This window comes from Pseudomonas sp. zfem001 (assembly GCF_032621725.1).
Classification (GTDB): Bacteria; Pseudomonadota; Gammaproteobacteria; order Pseudomonadales; family Pseudomonadaceae; genus Aquipseudomonas; species Aquipseudomonas sediminis.
The window spans coordinates 856,277-871,501 of record NZ_JAVYJI010000002.1; the positions used below are offsets into that span (position 1 = coordinate 856,277).

At 61.8% G+C, this 15,225-nt stretch carries 11 protein-coding genes, 1 rRNA gene and 4 pseudogenes; 7 read left to right on the plus strand and 9 right to left on the minus strand.

Annotated features, from left to right (window positions below; genetic code table 11):
- The first annotated feature begins 883 nt into the window (after window positions 1-883).
- Entirely contained in the window at window positions 884-2,470 is a 1,587-nt protein-coding gene (locus RTH74_RS12030) for an ABC-F family ATPase (protein WP_099526812.1), read from the plus strand.
- Window positions 2,471-2,530: 60 nt separating this feature from the next.
- Here the strand turns inward: RTH74_RS12030 and RTH74_RS12035 are convergent, their stop codons facing one another.
- Window positions 2,531-3,139, minus strand: coding sequence for an FMN-dependent NADH-azoreductase (locus RTH74_RS12035; RefSeq protein ID WP_125834312.1), 609 nt, complete (start codon window positions 3,137-3,139; stop codon window positions 2,531-2,533).
- Window positions 3,140-3,258: 119 nt separating this feature from the next.
- On the opposite strand from RTH74_RS12035, the gene RTH74_RS12040 reads away from it, so the two are divergent.
- Window positions 3,259-4,176: a LysR substrate-binding domain-containing protein gene (locus tag RTH74_RS12040; protein WP_316914805.1), complete on the plus strand. Its 918-nt coding sequence runs from the start codon at window positions 3,259-3,261 to the stop codon at window positions 4,174-4,176.
- Here the strand turns inward: RTH74_RS12040 and RTH74_RS24230 are convergent.
- The 3 genes and pseudogenes from RTH74_RS24230 to RTH74_RS12050 form a co-directional block, all read right to left on the minus strand.
- Window positions 4,161-5,159, minus strand: a pseudogene (locus RTH74_RS24230) (methyl-accepting chemotaxis protein); the annotation flags it as partial. The gene RTH74_RS12040 and the pseudogene RTH74_RS24230 overlap by 16 nt on opposite strands.
- A 159-nt stretch (window positions 5,160-5,318) precedes the next feature.
- Window positions 5,319-5,843: pseudogene (locus RTH74_RS24235) on the minus strand (cache domain-containing protein); the annotation flags it as partial.
- Between the two features lie 115 nt (window positions 5,844-5,958).
- Window positions 5,959-7,278, minus strand: a complete 1,320-nt coding sequence (locus RTH74_RS12050; RefSeq protein ID WP_316914807.1) for a Na+/H+ antiporter NhaC family protein — start codon at window positions 7,276-7,278, stop codon at window positions 5,959-5,961.
- Between the two features lie 419 nt (window positions 7,279-7,697).
- Between RTH74_RS12050 and RTH74_RS24240 the strand changes: the two are divergent.
- The 3 genes and pseudogenes from RTH74_RS24240 to RTH74_RS12060 all read left to right on the plus strand — a co-directional run.
- A pseudogene (locus tag RTH74_RS24240) lies at window positions 7,698-8,717 on the plus strand (chemotaxis protein); the annotation flags it as partial.
- Between the two features lie 393 nt (window positions 8,718-9,110).
- Window positions 9,111-9,623 (plus strand): annotated as a pseudogene (locus RTH74_RS24245) (methyl-accepting chemotaxis protein); the annotation flags it as partial.
- A gap of 145 nt (window positions 9,624-9,768) precedes the next feature.
- The gene (locus RTH74_RS12060; RefSeq protein WP_316914809.1) at window positions 9,769-10,365 is read left to right on the plus strand and encodes an NAD(P)H-dependent oxidoreductase; all 597 of its coding nucleotides are present in this window, start codon (window positions 9,769-9,771) and stop codon (window positions 10,363-10,365) included.
- 103 nt (window positions 10,366-10,468) lie between these two features.
- Here RTH74_RS12060 and RTH74_RS12065 read toward each other — a convergent pair whose 3' ends face one another.
- Genes RTH74_RS12065 through RTH74_RS12080 form a run of 4 tightly spaced genes read right to left on the minus strand, consistent with a single transcriptional unit; the run spans window position 10,469 to window position 13,072 of the window.
- Complete coding sequence (locus tag RTH74_RS12065) at window positions 10,469-11,785, minus strand: ATP-binding protein (protein WP_316914810.1); 1,317 nt, start codon at window positions 11,783-11,785, stop codon at window positions 10,469-10,471.
- Window positions 11,782-12,450, minus strand: a complete 669-nt coding sequence (locus RTH74_RS12070; protein WP_099526819.1) for a response regulator transcription factor — start codon at window positions 12,448-12,450, stop codon at window positions 11,782-11,784. The genes RTH74_RS12065 and RTH74_RS12070 overlap by 4 nt, the downstream gene beginning before the upstream one ends.
- Window positions 12,450-12,764, minus strand: a complete 315-nt coding sequence (locus RTH74_RS12075) for a PepSY domain-containing protein (RefSeq protein ID WP_143503967.1) — start codon at window positions 12,762-12,764, stop codon at window positions 12,450-12,452. The genes RTH74_RS12070 and RTH74_RS12075 overlap by 1 nt, the downstream gene beginning before the upstream one ends.
- Complete coding sequence (locus RTH74_RS12080) at window positions 12,764-13,072, minus strand: PepSY domain-containing protein (protein WP_316914811.1); 309 nt, start codon at window positions 13,070-13,072, stop codon at window positions 12,764-12,766. The genes RTH74_RS12075 and RTH74_RS12080 overlap by 1 nt, the downstream gene beginning before the upstream one ends.
- 146 nt (window positions 13,073-13,218) lie before the next feature.
- Between RTH74_RS12080 and RTH74_RS12085 the strand changes: the two genes are divergently transcribed.
- Window positions 13,219-14,298 carry a patatin-like phospholipase family protein gene (locus RTH74_RS12085; RefSeq protein WP_316914812.1) on the plus strand — a complete coding sequence of 360 codons (1,080 nt, stop codon included), beginning with the start codon at window positions 13,219-13,221 and terminating at the stop codon, window positions 14,296-14,298.
- 100 nt (window positions 14,299-14,398) lie between these two features.
- Window positions 14,399-14,755, plus strand: a complete 357-nt coding sequence (gene queD, locus RTH74_RS12090; protein WP_119690949.1) for a 6-carboxytetrahydropterin synthase QueD — start codon at window positions 14,399-14,401, stop codon at window positions 14,753-14,755.
- Between the two features lie 342 nt (window positions 14,756-15,097).
- On the opposite strand, the gene rrf is transcribed toward queD, so the two are convergent.
- Window positions 15,098-15,213, minus strand: a 5S ribosomal RNA gene (gene rrf, locus RTH74_RS12095).
- Window positions 15,214-15,225: the final 12 nt, after the last annotated feature.

Sequence of the window (15,225 nt, forward strand, 5' to 3'; positions counted from 1 at the left end):
TCCACAATGGATCCGAAGTGACAAAGGGCCGCCATTATATTCCTTCCCAGGCCCCAGGCCACTTTGATGATCAATACAGAAACTGCTTACGCAGGCCCGTAGATTGTGGCTTCTAGCACTGTGAGCCGAACTTCTAACATTTGAATACAAATGCGAACGCGAGATCGGGCATTCGATACAACCATGCTGTTCGTACCTAACCCGTCCAAAACGCCTCTATTTTATGAGGAAATGCCGTGACCGCTTTGGGCCGCTAACAACCCTTGCCCTACTCCCGCCCCCAGGCTACAGACCGCCCTGTCACGGTCAATCCCGTGACCGGGTGTGGTAGCCCGATTCACACGAAGGCACGGTAGCGCCATAGTCGAGAGCAGGCGCTTTTTTTGTGCCTGCTGTTTTCTCGCGCATTTATGGCGGGCCGTGTGAGGCGGGCTTCGGCCTGGCCGACGTCCTTCGTGGGTCGGTCTACCACCCTTGCACGGTCCGCCTCCATTCGTGTGGTAACGGGTGGAAGGCGGCTCCTTAAAACATTGGCGCCAGCCGCCCCCTGCTGCGCGCTGCGCCCCCTACCCCTACGCCGTATGCTTATGCAGCGCTTCGTCTGGCGAAACGCTGCAGTGAATCTCCGCGATGGCTGAAGTTACATGTGCCAAGTGATACCATTGCGCGCTTCGACGTCGCTCCGTCCAACGACGGCAACCGGCGCCACGATGCCCGACACTCCCCCCATGCCTCACCAGCCTTATCGGCTCGTCTGCCGGCAGGGGCGTAGCGTTCACTCATATGCGCAGGTTCGTCTTCCTCGGTTCGGGCCGGGCTGAAAGGCTCGAAAGCGGTATCACCCTTTAAACAGCGCACCTCAAGTTATTGATAGGTAAGTCCTTTGATTTCCACCGCTAACATCACCATGCAGTTCGGCGCCAAGCCGCTGTTCGAGAACGTTTCCGTCAAGTTCAACAACGGCAACCGCTACGGCCTGATCGGCGCCAACGGCTGCGGCAAGTCGACCTTCATGAAAATTCTTGGCGGCGACCTCGAGCCTTCCGGCGGCCAGGTGATGCTCGAGCCGAACGTGCGCCTGGGCAAGCTGCGCCAGGATCAGTTCGCCTACGAAGAATTCAACGTGATCGACACCGTGATCATGGGTCACGAGGAGCTGTGGAAGGTCAAGGCCGAGCGCGACCGCATCTACTCGCTGCCGGAAATGAGCGAAGAAGACGGCATGAAAGTCGGCGAGCTCGAAGGTGAGTTCGCCGAGATGGACGGCTACACCGCCGAATCACGCGCGGGCGAGCTGCTACTCGGCCTGGGCATTCCGCTCGAACAGCATTTCGGCCCGATGAGCGAAGTCGCCCCCGGCTGGAAGCTGCGCGTGCTGCTGGCCCAGGCCCTGTTCTCCGATCCGGACGTGCTGCTGCTCGACGAGCCAACCAACCACCTGGACATCAACACCATCCGCTGGCTGGAAACGATCCTCACGGCGCGTAACAGCACCATGATCATCATTTCCCACGACCGTCACTTCCTGAACTCGGTCTGCACCCACATGGCCGACCTGGATTACGGCGAGCTGCGCCTGTTCCCGGGCAACTACGACGAGTACATGACTGCCGCGACCCAGTCGCGCGAGCAGCTGCTGGCCGACAACGCCAAGAAGAAGGCGCAGATCTCCGAGCTGCAGAGCTTCGTCAGCCGCTTCTCGGCGAACGCCTCCAAGGCCAAGCAGGCGACCAGCCGCGCCAAACAGATCGACAAGATCCAGCTGGCCGAGGTCAAGCCGTCGAGCCGCGTCAGCCCGTTCATTCGCTTCGAGCAGACCAAGAAACTGCACCGCCAGGCCGTGACCATCGAGAAGGTGTCCAAGGCCTTCGACGACAAGGTGCTGTTCAAGAACTTCAGCTTCACCGTCGAAGCCGGCGAGCGCGTGGCGATCATCGGCCCCAACGGTATCGGCAAGACCACCCTGCTGCGCACCCTGGTCGGCGAAATGCAGCCGGATGCCGGTTCGGTGAAATGGACCGAGAGCGCCGAGGTTGGCTACTACGCACAGGATCACGCCCACGATTTCGAAGATGACGTGACCCTGTTCGACTGGATGGGCCAGTGGACGACCGGTGAGCAGGTGATCCGCGGCACCCTCGGGCGCATGCTGTTCTCCAACGACGAGATCCTCAAGTCGGTGAAGGTGATCTCCGGTGGTGAGCAAGGCCGCATGCTGTTCGGCAAGCTGATCCTGCAAAAGCCTAACGTGCTGGTGATGGACGAACCAACCAACCACCTGGACATGGAATCGATCGAAGCGCTCAACCTGGCGCTGGAGAACTACCCGGGCACGCTGATTTTCGTCAGCCATGACCGCGAGTTCGTTGGCTCCCTGGCCACCCGCATCATCGAGCTGTCGGATAACGGCGTGACCGACTTTTCCGGCACCTACGACGATTACCTGCGCAGCCAGGGCATCATCGTCTGAGCACACGCTACAGAAACAACAAAGCCCGCTTTTGCGGGCTTTGTTGTTTCAGCACTCTGCTCAGGCAGTGGCGAACAGCTCGGAGATACGCTGCGCAGCACCTTTCATGGCTTCGGCGCGCGGCTCTTCGCCGTAGGCCAGGCCTTCGGCGCGAACGATCTCGATGTCATCGATGCCGAGGAAATTCAGCACGCGCACCAGGTAGTCCTCATGCGCCTGGCCAGACGGCTGGCCGGCGTGAATACCACCGGCGCTGGAGGCGATCACCACGGTCTTGCCACCTGCCAGTCCTACCGGACCGTTCTCGGTGTACTTGAAGCTCTTGCCGGCGACGGCGATACGGTCGATCCAGGCCTTCAGCTGGCTGGGAACGCTGAAGTTGTACATCGGCGCACCGATGACGATGGCATCGGCAGCCAGGAACTCTTCCAGGGTGCGCTCGGCCAGTTCGGCCTCGTGCTTCTGCGCGGCGTCACGCAGCTCGGCCGGAGTGCCGGCGGCTACCAGGCTGGCAGCGGAGAAGTGGCTGATCGCATCGCTGGCCAGGTCACGGTAGGTCACCTGGGCATTCGGCGCGGCAACACTCCAGGCTTCGACCACAGAGCGGCTGAGCTGACGGGAAGCGGACGCATCACCCAGGATGCTGGAATCGATGTGCAGTAGTTTCATGGCGTATCTCCAGAGAGTGGTGCGACGTAGCGGCACAATGGAGTTGATACTACCGATGAGCCCAATAACCGATAAGATGGCAAAATCGTGATGCTTCGTCCCACATATAGGACAGTAAAATGCAGGATCTCAACGACTTGTTCTACTTCGCCAAGGTAGTGGAAGCCGGTGGTTTCGCTGCGGCCGGGCGGCTGTTGGGCATTCCCAAGTCGCGTCTGTCGCGGCGAATCGCCGAGCTGGAGCAGCGCCTGGGCGCGCGCTTGCTGCAACGCTCGACACGCAAGCTGGCGCTGACCGATATCGGCGAACGCTACCTGCGCCATTGCCAGGCGATGTTGCTGGAAGCGGAACAGGCCGAGGAAACTGTCACAAACCTGACCAGCGAGCCGCGTGGCCGGGTGCGCTTCTCCACGCCACCGGGCTTGGCCCTGTTGCCCGATCTGATCAACGATTTTCTGAAGCGCTATCCAAGGGTGCAGCTGGAGGTCGTGCAAACCAGCCGCCGTATCGATCTGCTCAATGAGGCGGTGGACGTCGCTCTGCGCGTACGCAGTGTCGATGATGAAGAACCGGGCCTGATCACTCGCCGCCTCATACCCGCCCATGCCTGTGTGGTGGCATGCCCGAATCTGGTCGCCGGGTTGCGCCTGGAGCAGCCGGAAGACCTGCAGCAGTTGCCAGCGCTAGGCGCTATTGGAGCCGACCGGCGCATTCATCTGCGCTTTCATCACAACACGACGCAGGAGGCCCGTGAGATCGCCCTGGAAGCACGCCTGGCCGTCGACGACTTTCCCATACGTAAATCGGCAGCATTGGCCGGAGTGGGCATCACCTTTCTGCCCACCATTTACTGCCACGAGGAATTGGCCGATGGCAGCCTGGTTTCATTGCTGCCGCACTGGACGGTGCCTCAGGGCTATGTCCAGCTGGCCTACACCCACAGGCGCGGCATGTCGCCGGCTGTCCGCGCCTGGATCGAGTTGCTCAGCGATGCATTCAGTCGCTGGAGCTACCCACTGACTCAGATACGGAACTGACGCACCAGCGCGCCGAGACGATCGCCCAGGCCGGCCAGGCTGCGCGCAGTCTGCGCACCACGTTCGGTTTCATCGGCGACGCTGTCCACGGCAACGGCTATCTGATGCACGCTGCGATTGATCTCCTCGGCTACTGCCGTCTGCTCCTCGGCGGCGCTGGCAATCTGCGCGTTCATCGCATTGATGGTGGCGATCAGCTGGGCAATGGCATCGAGCGACTCGCCGGCCTTGTTGGCCTGCTCGCTGGTCAGCTCGCCAGCGTCACTGGAGCGACGCATCGAGGTCACCGACTGCTGCGTACCCTGCTGCAGGCGGTCGATCATGCCCTGGATTTCCTGGGTGCTCTGCTGCGTGCGGCTGGCCAGGGCGCGCACCTCATCGGCGACCACGGCAAAACCACGCCCGGCCTCACCGGCACGCGCCGCCTCGATGGCCGCGTTGAGCGCCAGCAGGTTGGTCTGTTCGGCGATGGAGCGGATCACATCGAGCACGCTAACGATGGACTGCACGTCCTGCTGCAAGCTATCGAGCGAGACACCGCTGCTGCGAATATCTTCCACCAGCGAGTGAATACGCTGGATGCTGCCATCGACCACACTCTTGGCCGCTTGGCCTTCGCGATCGGTCTGCTGCGCGGCTTCGGCGGCATTCTGCGCGCTCTTGGCGACTTCGTGAGCGGCGGCGGACATTTCGTTGATCGCCGTAGCCACCTGGTCGGTCTCGTGACGCTGCTGCCCCATGGCCTGCTCGGAGCGCTGTGCCTGTTCCGAAACCTGGCCCACCAGCTCGGTGAGCTGCCCAGTCATTTCGACGATCTGCCGCACCAGGCCATGCACCTTCTCGACAAAACGGTTGAAGGAACCTGCCAACTGGCCCAACTCGTCCTGGCTGGTGACGGGCAGACGGCGGGTCAGATCGCCCTCGCCTGCGGCGATATCGTCGAGGTTGGCCTTGATCTGCTGTAGCGGACGCAGGAAGGCGTTACCCAGCCAGACACCGATCACGCCGAACACCAGCAACAGGATCGCTGCGACTACCACAATGCTGGTAATGATGGTGCCGATACGGCGATCGATTTCGGACTGTACTTCGACGATCTGCGCTTCGATACCGTCGAGGTTGAGCGCGGTGCCGAGAGCCATGTCCCATTTGGGCAGGTAGTAGCTGTAGGCGAGCTTGGGCACCATTACCGATTCGTTACCCGGCAGCGGCGAGGAGTAGTTGACGAAGTAGCTGTTGTTCTTAGCCACATTGACCAGCTCACGGTTGATGTACACACCGTTCGGGTCGCGCCGGTCGGCCAGGCTCTTGCCGACATCCACCGGGCTGTCGCCACGGAACAGGCGCACCACGTTGGAGTCATGACCAAAGAAGTAGCCGTCGGCACCGTACTTGATCTTCGAGAGGATGCCGATGGCCTGTTCGCGACTGGCCATGTCGCCTTGCGCGGCGCCATCGTAGAGCCCTTTGACGGAACCTAGAGCGATCTGGATGTAATGCTCGAGCTCGCTGCGTTTCTCCTGCAGCAGACGCTCGCGCGTCTCGGCCACTTCGTCAGCAGCCAGATTCTGCAACACCCTCGCCGCCGTACCGCTGAGCACCAGCGCGAAAAGGATCACGGGAACCAGCGCAAGCAGTATGACCTTGGCTTTCAGTGTCAGGCGCATTCTTATTGTCCTTGTGTGCGAAACCAAAAACGGGGCTACCGATGTATCGGCAACCCCGTGGAAGAATTAAGCGACCCAAGGCGCCGAGAACTTAATCCGGCGTCTGTTTACGCCTTTACAGCAGCATAGCGGCAGCCCAACCGAACGCCAGCAGCGGCAGGTTGTAGTGCAGGAAGGTGGGCACCACGCTGTCCCAGATATGATTGTGCTGGCCATCGGCGTTCAAACCCGAAGTTGGCCCCAGCGTCGAGTCCGAAGCGGGTGAACCGGCGTCGCCCAGGGCACCGGCAGTGCCGACGATGCAGACGATAGCCAGCGGGCTGAAACCCAGTTGCACACCCAACGGCACGAAGATCGCTGCGATGATCGGGATGGTCGAGAAGGACGAGCCGATACCCATGGTCACCAACAGCCCGACCAGCAGCATCAGCAACGCGCCAATAGCCTTGTTGTGACCGATCAAGGCTGCCGAACTGTCAACCAGCGTCTTGACCTCACCAGTGGTCTTCATCACCTCGGCAAAACCGGCGGCGGCGATCATGATGAAGCCGATCATGGCCATCATCTTCATGCCTTCGGTGAACAGACCGTCCGCTTCCTTCCAGCGCACCACGCCGGACACCGAGAAAATCACGAAGCCGACCAGAGCGCCGATGATCATCGAGTCCAGCCACAGCTGCACGACGAACGCCGCGGCGATGGCCAGCCCCGCCACCAGCAGGCTCAACGGGTTGTACTGCACGTCCACGCGCTCGGCCTGCGCGACCTTTTCCAGATCATAGGTGCGCTTGCCGCGATAGCTGAACAGCACCGCCACAAGCAGACCGAAGAGCATGCCCAGCGCCGGAATCGCCATGGCCTGGGTGATGCTGATACCCGTGACGTCGACACCTGACTTGGCCACGTTGGCCAGCAGGATCTCGTTGAGGAAGATGCCGCCAAAACCGACCGGCAGGAACATGTACGGCGTGATCAGGCCGAACGTCAGTACGCAGGCGATCAAGCGGCGGTCGAGCTGCAACTTGCTCAGCACATAGAGCAGCGGCGGTACCAGCAGAGGAATGAAGGCGATGTGGATCGGCACCAGGTTCTGTGAGGAGATCGCCACCGCCAGCAGCAGCGCGATCAGCAGCCATTTCAGCGCACCGCCAGCACCATCTTGCTGTTTGTCGACCAGCGCCAGCGCCTTGTCCGCCAGGGCGTGAGCCAGGCCCGACTTGGCAATGGCCACGGCGAAAGCGCCCAGCAGCGCGTAAGACAGGGCAACCGTCGCACCGCCACCGAGCCCTTGGTTGAACGCTTTCAGCGTGCCCTCGACGCCTAGCCCACCCAACAGGCCACCGGCCAGCGCACCAATGATCAGTGCCACGACCACGTGTACGCGACAGAGGCTAAGGACCAGCATGATGCCGACCGCAGCGATTACAGCGTTCATAAAGCACTCCACCTTCAAACTTTCCGGCCCGGCCGGCACAAAAAGCCGCGTACTCTGCCGGATGCGGACTATCCTGTCAAAGCAGGCAATCGTTCATAATATCAATCAAATCGTGCATAATTTCGACCATAATCCGCGCCAGTCAAGAAAGCGGGCCGTACACCGATAACCGTATTAGTCCATGCAGAAAGGAACACACCATGCTGTTCAGTCGTCTTTCGATCCAATGGAAGATCACCCTGCTCGCTGGCCTGTGCCTGCTTGCGATCGTCACCCTGCTGGTAGGCGCGTCGCAGTATCAGTCCAGCCGCAGCGCCAGCCTGGTGCGCGAGGCCAGCTCCGGCATGCTGGAGGAAAGCGCCAAGCTGCGCCTGAAAGCTCGTGGCGAGCTGCAGGCAATCCGTATCCAGCGCTACTTCATGGACGCCTACCAATACGGCAAAGGATTTTCCCGGCAGATCCTGTTTCTGCGTGAGCAGGCTGAGAAGCGCTTCCTCGATGCCTTCGATCTGCGTGAAGACCTGACCCGTCAGGTGCGCAGCAGCCTGGAAGCCAACCCGGCCCTGCTCGGCCTGTACCTGGTGTTCGAACCCAACGCTCTGGACGGCAAGGACGAGCTATTCGCTGACCAGCCCGACCTGGGCAGCAATGATGCAGGGCGCTTCGCGCTGTACTGGGCACAGCCCACGGTCGGCAAGCTGGAAGCCGAGGCGATGACCGAAGAATTACTCGGCGACACCACGCCTGGTGACAACGGCGTGGCCTACAACGCCTGGTACACCTGCCCGCGCGAGACACGTCAGCCCTGCGTACTGGAGCCTTATTACGACGAGGTCGGCGGGCAGAAGACGCTGATGACGAGCATCGCCTTCCCGCTGGAACTCGACGGCAAGATCATCGGCGTGATGGGCGTCGATATCAGCCTGGCCAGCCTGCAGCAGATCAGCCAGGAGGCCAATCGTGAGCTGTACGACGGCCAGGGCCATATCAGTATCTTCAGCCCCAGCGCCTTGCTGGCGGGCAACAGCCGCGACGGCAGCCTGTTGAGCCAGCCGGTCGAGCGCGCCTTTCCCGACAACGCCAGCGAACTGCGCGGCCTTATCCAGAGCGGTAGCGATGCCGAATTGCGCCACGGTGACATGCTCCGTGAACTCAGCCCTTTCAAACCCATTCCCGAGTCAAAGCCCTGGTCGGTGCTGCTCGAAGTCCCACAGCAAGTGCTGCTCGAACGTGCCATCAAGCTGGGCGCACAGCTCGATGCCAACCGAGCCAGTGACAGTCTGGTGGCCCTGCTGATGGGGCTTGTCGCGGTGATCGCCGGCCTGCTGCTGATGTGGCTAACGGCACGCGGCGTAACGCGGCCGATTCTTGGAGTTGCCGCCATGCTCAAGGACATCGCCAGCGGTGAAGGCGATCTTACCCGCCGTCTGCAATACGCCCGGCAGGATGAACTGGGCGAGCTGGCCAGTTGGTTCAACCGCTTCCTCGATAAACTGCAGCCGATCATCGCCGACGTGAAGAACAGTGTGATCGACGCCCGTAGCACGGCCGATCAGTCGGCGGCCATCGCCAGCCAGACCAGCACCGGCATGCAGCAGCAGTACCGCGAGGTCGACCAGGTGGCGACCGCCTTCCAGGAAATGAGCGCCACCGCCCAGGATGTAGCCCACAACGCGGCGCAGGCCGCAGAAGCCGCGCGCAACGCCGACCAGGCCAGCCGCGAAGGCCTGCAGGTGATCGATCGCACCACCAGCACCATTGACCTGCTGGCCAATGAAATGAACGTGGCCATGCAGGAAGTCGAAGGCCTGGCCAGCAGCAGCGAGCAGATCGGCTCGGTGCTGGAAGTGATCCGCTCGATTGCCGAGCAGACCAACCTGCTCGCCCTCAACGCCGCCATCGAGGCCGCGCGCGCCGGTGAAGCCGGTCGCGGTTTTGCCGTGGTCGCCGACGAGGTGCGCAACCTGGCCAAACGCACCCAGGATTCGGTCGAGGAAATCCGCCAGGTGATCGAAGGCCTGCAGAGCGGCACGCGCGAGGTAGTCAGCACCATGCACAGCAGCCATCGCCAGGCACAGGGCAGCGTCGAGCAGGTGCAGCAGGCCGTGGCCGCGCTGCAGCGCATCAGCCAGGCGGTCAGCACCATTACCGACATGAACCTGCAGATCGCCAGCGCGGCGGAGGAACAGAGCTCGGTAGCCGAGGAGATCAACCGCAACGTCGCCTCGATCCGCGATGTCACCGAGGCCATCACCGCGCAGGCCGACGAGTCGGCGCAGGTGAGCCAGAACCTCAATCGCCTGGCCAATCACCAGCAGAGCCTGATGGACCAGTTCCGCGTGTGACGTCAGGTAGGGTGAGCCACGCGCACCGAAAACCCAAGCTAGCCAGATATGAGAATGACGCCAAATCATCCTCGATCTGGCGGCGCTTCCCTTGCGGCGCAGGCAGGCAATCGCCTAGCCTGCGTTCTTTTTTGGGGGAAGCAACATGCTAAATATCGCCTTGGTCGCCGGTTCCAGCCGCAACAACAGCCAATCGGGAAAGGTCGCTCGCGTACTGCGTCAGCGCCTGATCGAGATGGGTCAAACCACCCAGGACACCAGCAGCATCATCGATCTGGGCCTGGCACCGCTACCGCTGTGGCCCGCTGAAGATGCCGGTCCCTGGGGCATGTACCAACAGCAACTGGCTGCCGCCGACGCGGTGGTGATCATTGCGCCGGAGTGGAATGGCATGGCCTGCCCGGCGATCAAGAACTTCTTCATCTACGCCAGCAAGGCCGAACTGGCGCACAAACCGGGCCTGCTGGTGGGTGTGTCCTCCGGCATCGGTGGGGCCTATCCGATCGGCGAACTGCGCGCCTCCAGTTACAAGAACTGCCGCCTGTGCTATTTGCCGGAGCACTTGATCGTGCGTCAGGTCGAGAAGGTGTTGAACGGTCCACAGGCGGTGGACGAGGCCGATGAACGAATCCGCTCCCGCATCGATTACGCGCTCGACGTGCTGGTGCGTTACGCCCACGCCCTGCAGCCGGTACGCGCCGCCATCAGCTTCGACAACCCGGCTTTTGCCAACGGGATGTAAGGGATTCGTAGGGTGGATTAGCGGCGCTGAACACAGCGCTCGCAAACGCCAGCGAACTTATCGCGCCACGTAATCCACCAGCGATGGCTCGTCTAACCTTGGCTCAACGCCGTGGCAAGCTGACCATCACTTGCAGCCCTCCCAGTGGGCTGTCCTGCAGTTCGATACGGCCATGCCAGGCCTCGATGATATCGCGCACGATACCAAGGCCCAGACCGTGCCCCGCCACCTGTTCATCCAGGCGAGTACCGCGGCCCAGCACGGCCTCACGGCGCTCGACATCAATGCCGGGACCGTCATCATCAACACATAAGCGATAGCCCTCGGCGCTCTCCTCCACCGTCAACTGCACGCGCTGGTCGGCCCATTTGCAGGCGTTGTCCAGCAGGTTGCCGAGCAACTCCAGCAAGTCTTCACGGTCACGCGGTAGTACCAGCCCCGGCGGCGCCTGCCACTCCAGACTCAGGCCACGGTCATGAATCATCGACAAAGTGTCGAACAGCCCTGGCAACTCCTGCGCGCAATCGAAGCGTGCCCCCGGCAACACCTCACCAGCCAGGCGCGCGCGCCCCAGCTCGCGGCTGAGGCGTTGCTCGATCTGCTCCAATTGCTCGCGCATGCTCGCGCGCAACGCCGGATGCGCGGCCAACTCCTCGCGACCGGCCAGGCTGATCAACACAGCCAGCGGCGTTTTCAACGCATGACCCAGGTTGCCCAGAGCATTGCGCGAGCGTTTGAGGGTATCTTCCGTGTGCGCCAACAGGTGGTTTATCTGTGCCACCAGCGACTCCAGCTCCTCGGGCACCTCGGCATCCAGGTCAGTACGCCGGCCCTGCTGCAGCTGCGCGATCTGCCGGCGCACTTGCTCCAGCGGGCGTAATGCGCGGTGCACGGTGTAGCGCTGGGCGATCAGGATCAGCAGCAGCGCCGCACCACCCAGGCCGAGTCCGACCCACTGCATGCGACGAAAGCTCTGCAGTATTGGCTGGTAGTCCTGCGCCACGCTGATCGACAGATTCTCGCCGTAGCGGCGGTAGTCGGCGCGGTAGATCAGTAGTAGTTGGCCTTGCGGGCCATCGCCCAGCTCGGCCTGCATGCCCGTGCCATTGGGCTTGAGCAGTTCACGATCCCACAGCGAGCGCGAACGCCAGCTACGATCATCGGCAAAGTCGATGCGAAAGTAATGCCCGGAGAACTGCCGCTGGAACGAGGGATCGAGACGTCGCTCATCCAGTTGCAGGCCAGACGGCCCTCGCACCAGCGCCGTCAGCAGCCCCTGCGCCTCGTCACGCAGGTCTTCCTCCAGATAGGCGCGCAGACCACGGTCGAAGACCCAGAGGCTGGCCTGCGCCAGAACCAGTCCGGCCAGCAACAGCGTCGCGGCCAGGCCAATGCCGAGCCGGCGCTGAATGGACCTCAACCCTGCTCTCCGGTAAAGCGGTAGCCCTGTCCACGGCGGGTCTCGATCACGTTGCGTCCAAGCTTGCCGCGCAAGCGGTTGACGTGCACTTCGATAACGTTGGAGTCACGCTCGGTCTCGCCGTCATACAGGTGGTCGGCGAGGTGACTCTTGGACAGGATCTGTCCTGGGTGCAGCATGAAGTAACGCAGCAGGCGAAATTCGGCAGCGGTCAGGTCGATGGCCTCACCACCCGAGGTCACGCACTGGCGACTCTCGTCCAGTTGCAGGCCGGCAGCCTCCAGTTGCGGCTGGTTGGCCAGGCCATGAGCGCGGCGCAACAACGCCTGGATACGCAGGGCCAACTCTTCGGGATGGAAGGGTTTGGTCAGGTAGTCATCGGCGCCGGCCTTCAAACCCTCGATACGCTCGGCCCAGGAGCCACGCGCGGTAAGCACCAGCACCGGCGTGGCCAGGCCACCGGCACGCCACTCCTGCAGCACCTCCAGACCCGGCTTGCCCGGCAGACCGAGATCAAGAATGATCAGGTCATAAGGCTCGCTGGCTCCCTGATAGGCCGCATCGCGACCATCGGCCAGCCAGTCCACGGCATAGCCCTGGCGAGCCAGGCTGGCGGTCAGTTCATCGGCCAGGGGTACATGGTCTTCCACCAGCAACAGGCGCATCAGTCGTCTTCCTCATCCTTCAGAATATTGCCGTTGCGGGCATCCAGTTCGAGCTCACGTACCACGCCCGAGGTGGTCAGTATCTCGACCTCATACACCAGCACACCGTCCTCCTCTTCCAGCTCCGCCTCAAGCAGCGTGGAGCCAGGGTAGGCATTGCCGATGTGCTGCATCAATTGCTCGAAAGGCATGATGACACCCTCGCGGCGCAGGCGCAGCGCTTCATCCTGATCAAGATCGCGCGCAATACCCGGCACGCTGGCAAGGCCGCTTGCCAGAACCAGCAACAGCGCGGTGGTACGACGAAACTTCATCAATCGTCCTGGTGGTTCTTGAGAATTTCCCCGGTGCTGGCATCCAGCTCCAGGTCCCACTGCACGCCTTGGGCGTCGCGCAGCTCGATCTGATAGATATAGCGGCCGTATTCGTCTTCCAGCTCGGTTTCTTCGATGCTCCCGCCCGGGTGCTGAACGAGTGCCGCCTCATTGAGCTGTTCGAAAGACTTGATGGTTCCGGCATCACGCAGACGCAGCGCCTCGTCCGGACCAAGATCACGCGCCTGGGCAATGGTAGCGGCGCTGACGAGGGTGGCAAGTGTTGCAAGGCTGAGCAATCGTTTCATGGGGGTTCTCCAGCAGTGAATCAGTGACTGCCACTGTAGGCCCAAGCACTTAATTCAAGCTGAATTCACTTGCGTCATTCACCGTGTGAAGTGGCTTGGCCTGCCTATTCAGGGCTCTATAATCGCCTGTTCGAAAGGAGGCATCGATGAGCGCGATCCATATCAAATCCCCTGCCCTGACCATCAAGGCTGGTACCAGAGCTCTGGCGCGCATTCGCCAGAATGGCCTGAGCCCGGCAGACGTCGGCATCCTGCCTGGCGCAGCAGGCGGCCCCAAGGGCATCGGTATTCAGGGGCTGGATCTCGCACTGTTTGGGGACTGGCTGCCTCGTGCGCCCCGCGAGCGCGCCCTGATCGGCGCCTCCATCGGTTCCTGGCGCTTCGCCAGCGCCTGTCTGCCGGACGCCGCAGCAGGTATTCGACGACTCGGCGAGCTCTACACCTCTCAGCGCTTCGCCAAGGGCGTGAGCATGGCCGAGGTGTCCGGCAGCTGCAGGCAGATGCTCAATGAGCTACTCGCCGATCAGGACGCCGCCATCATCGCCAACCCACACTATCGTCTGCACATCGTCGTAGTGAAGAGCCATGGCCTGCTGCAACATGATCATCGCGGCAAGCTCAGCCTCGGCCTGTCCTCGGTGATCGGTAACAACTTGCTGGCCCGCCAACGCCTTGGCCGTCATTTCGACCGGGTGATTCTGCATGATGCACGGCAGGTCCCGCCGCTCGCGCAGCTGAGCGACTTCCGCTCGCACTTCCACGCACTGACGCCGGAAAACCTGCGCCACGCCCTGCTCGCGTCGGGCTCGATTCCCATGGTAATGGAGGCGATTCGCGAGATTCCTGGCCTGGAGCCAGGCGCCTATCGCGACGGCGGCCTGCTTGACTACCACCTCGACCTGCCCTACAACGGCGAAGACATCGTGCTCTATCCGCACTTCACCGACCGAGTCATACCCGGCTGGTTCGACAAGAGCATGCCCTGGCGCCGTGGCGACCGAACCCGCCTGCAGGACGTACTGCTACTGGCACCATCCCGCGACTACCTGGCACGCCTGCCGCACGGCAAGCTACCGGATCGTACCGACTTCAAGCGCTACCTGAGCAACGATGAAGGGCGTGAACGCTACTGGCGCCAGGCGATGGCCGAGAGCGCGCGGCTCGGCGACGAATTTCTCGAACTGGTCGAGAGCGGCCGACTTACAGAGCGTCTGCAAGCACTCTGACAGGAGCGTTTTCACTGGAGTACGGGGCTAACGACTCATACCTGTTAAACTGCGCGACTTAACGCCGGTCAGGCGGAATCATTTACGCGAGCGCTGTTCAGTGGAATTGTTCAAAGAGTTCATCTTCGAGGCGGCCCATCGCCTACCGCACGTACCAGAAGGCCATAAATGTGGTCGTCTGCATGGCCACTCCTTCCGAGTCGCCATCTATATCGAAGGTGAAGTCGATCCCTATACCGGCTGGATTCGTGACTTCTCCGAGATCAAGGCGATCTTCAAACCGATCTACGAACAGCTCGACCATAACTACCTGAACGAAATCCCCGGCCTGGAAAACCCAACCAGCGAGGTCCTGGCCAAGTGGATCTGGCAACAGGTAAAGCCCTTGCTGCCGGAGCTGTCGCGCGTACGCATCCACGAAACCTGCACCAGCGGCTGTGAATACCGCGGCGATTGACCCCTCAGAAACACCAAAGGCCACCTTTAGGTGGCCTTTTTCTTGATGCCGATAACGCACCATCCCGTAGGTGCCGCCGTGCGCACCGCGGTTACCGCGTCTTAGCCGGTGCGCGCAGCGCACCCTACGGGCTTGCAGGAACGACTTCTCGCTCTGTTTTCCAAGCCGCAAAGAAGAAACCCCAGACCGCGTGTGCGATCTGGGGTTTCGTATAGGAGCTTGACGATGTTCCGGCCGGCGCTCCGGCGGCCGGCGCTCCGGGACTCTCACCACCACGCACCATTTTTTGCGCAGATAGAAGAACGCCCAGTCTGCTTGCGCAAACTGGGCGTTCGTATAGGAGCTTGACGATGACCTACTCTCACATGGTGAAGCACCACACTACCATCGGCGATGCGTCGTTTCACTACTGAGTTCGGGATGGGATCAGGTGGTTCCAACGCTCTATGGTCGTCAAGCAATTCGGTTGG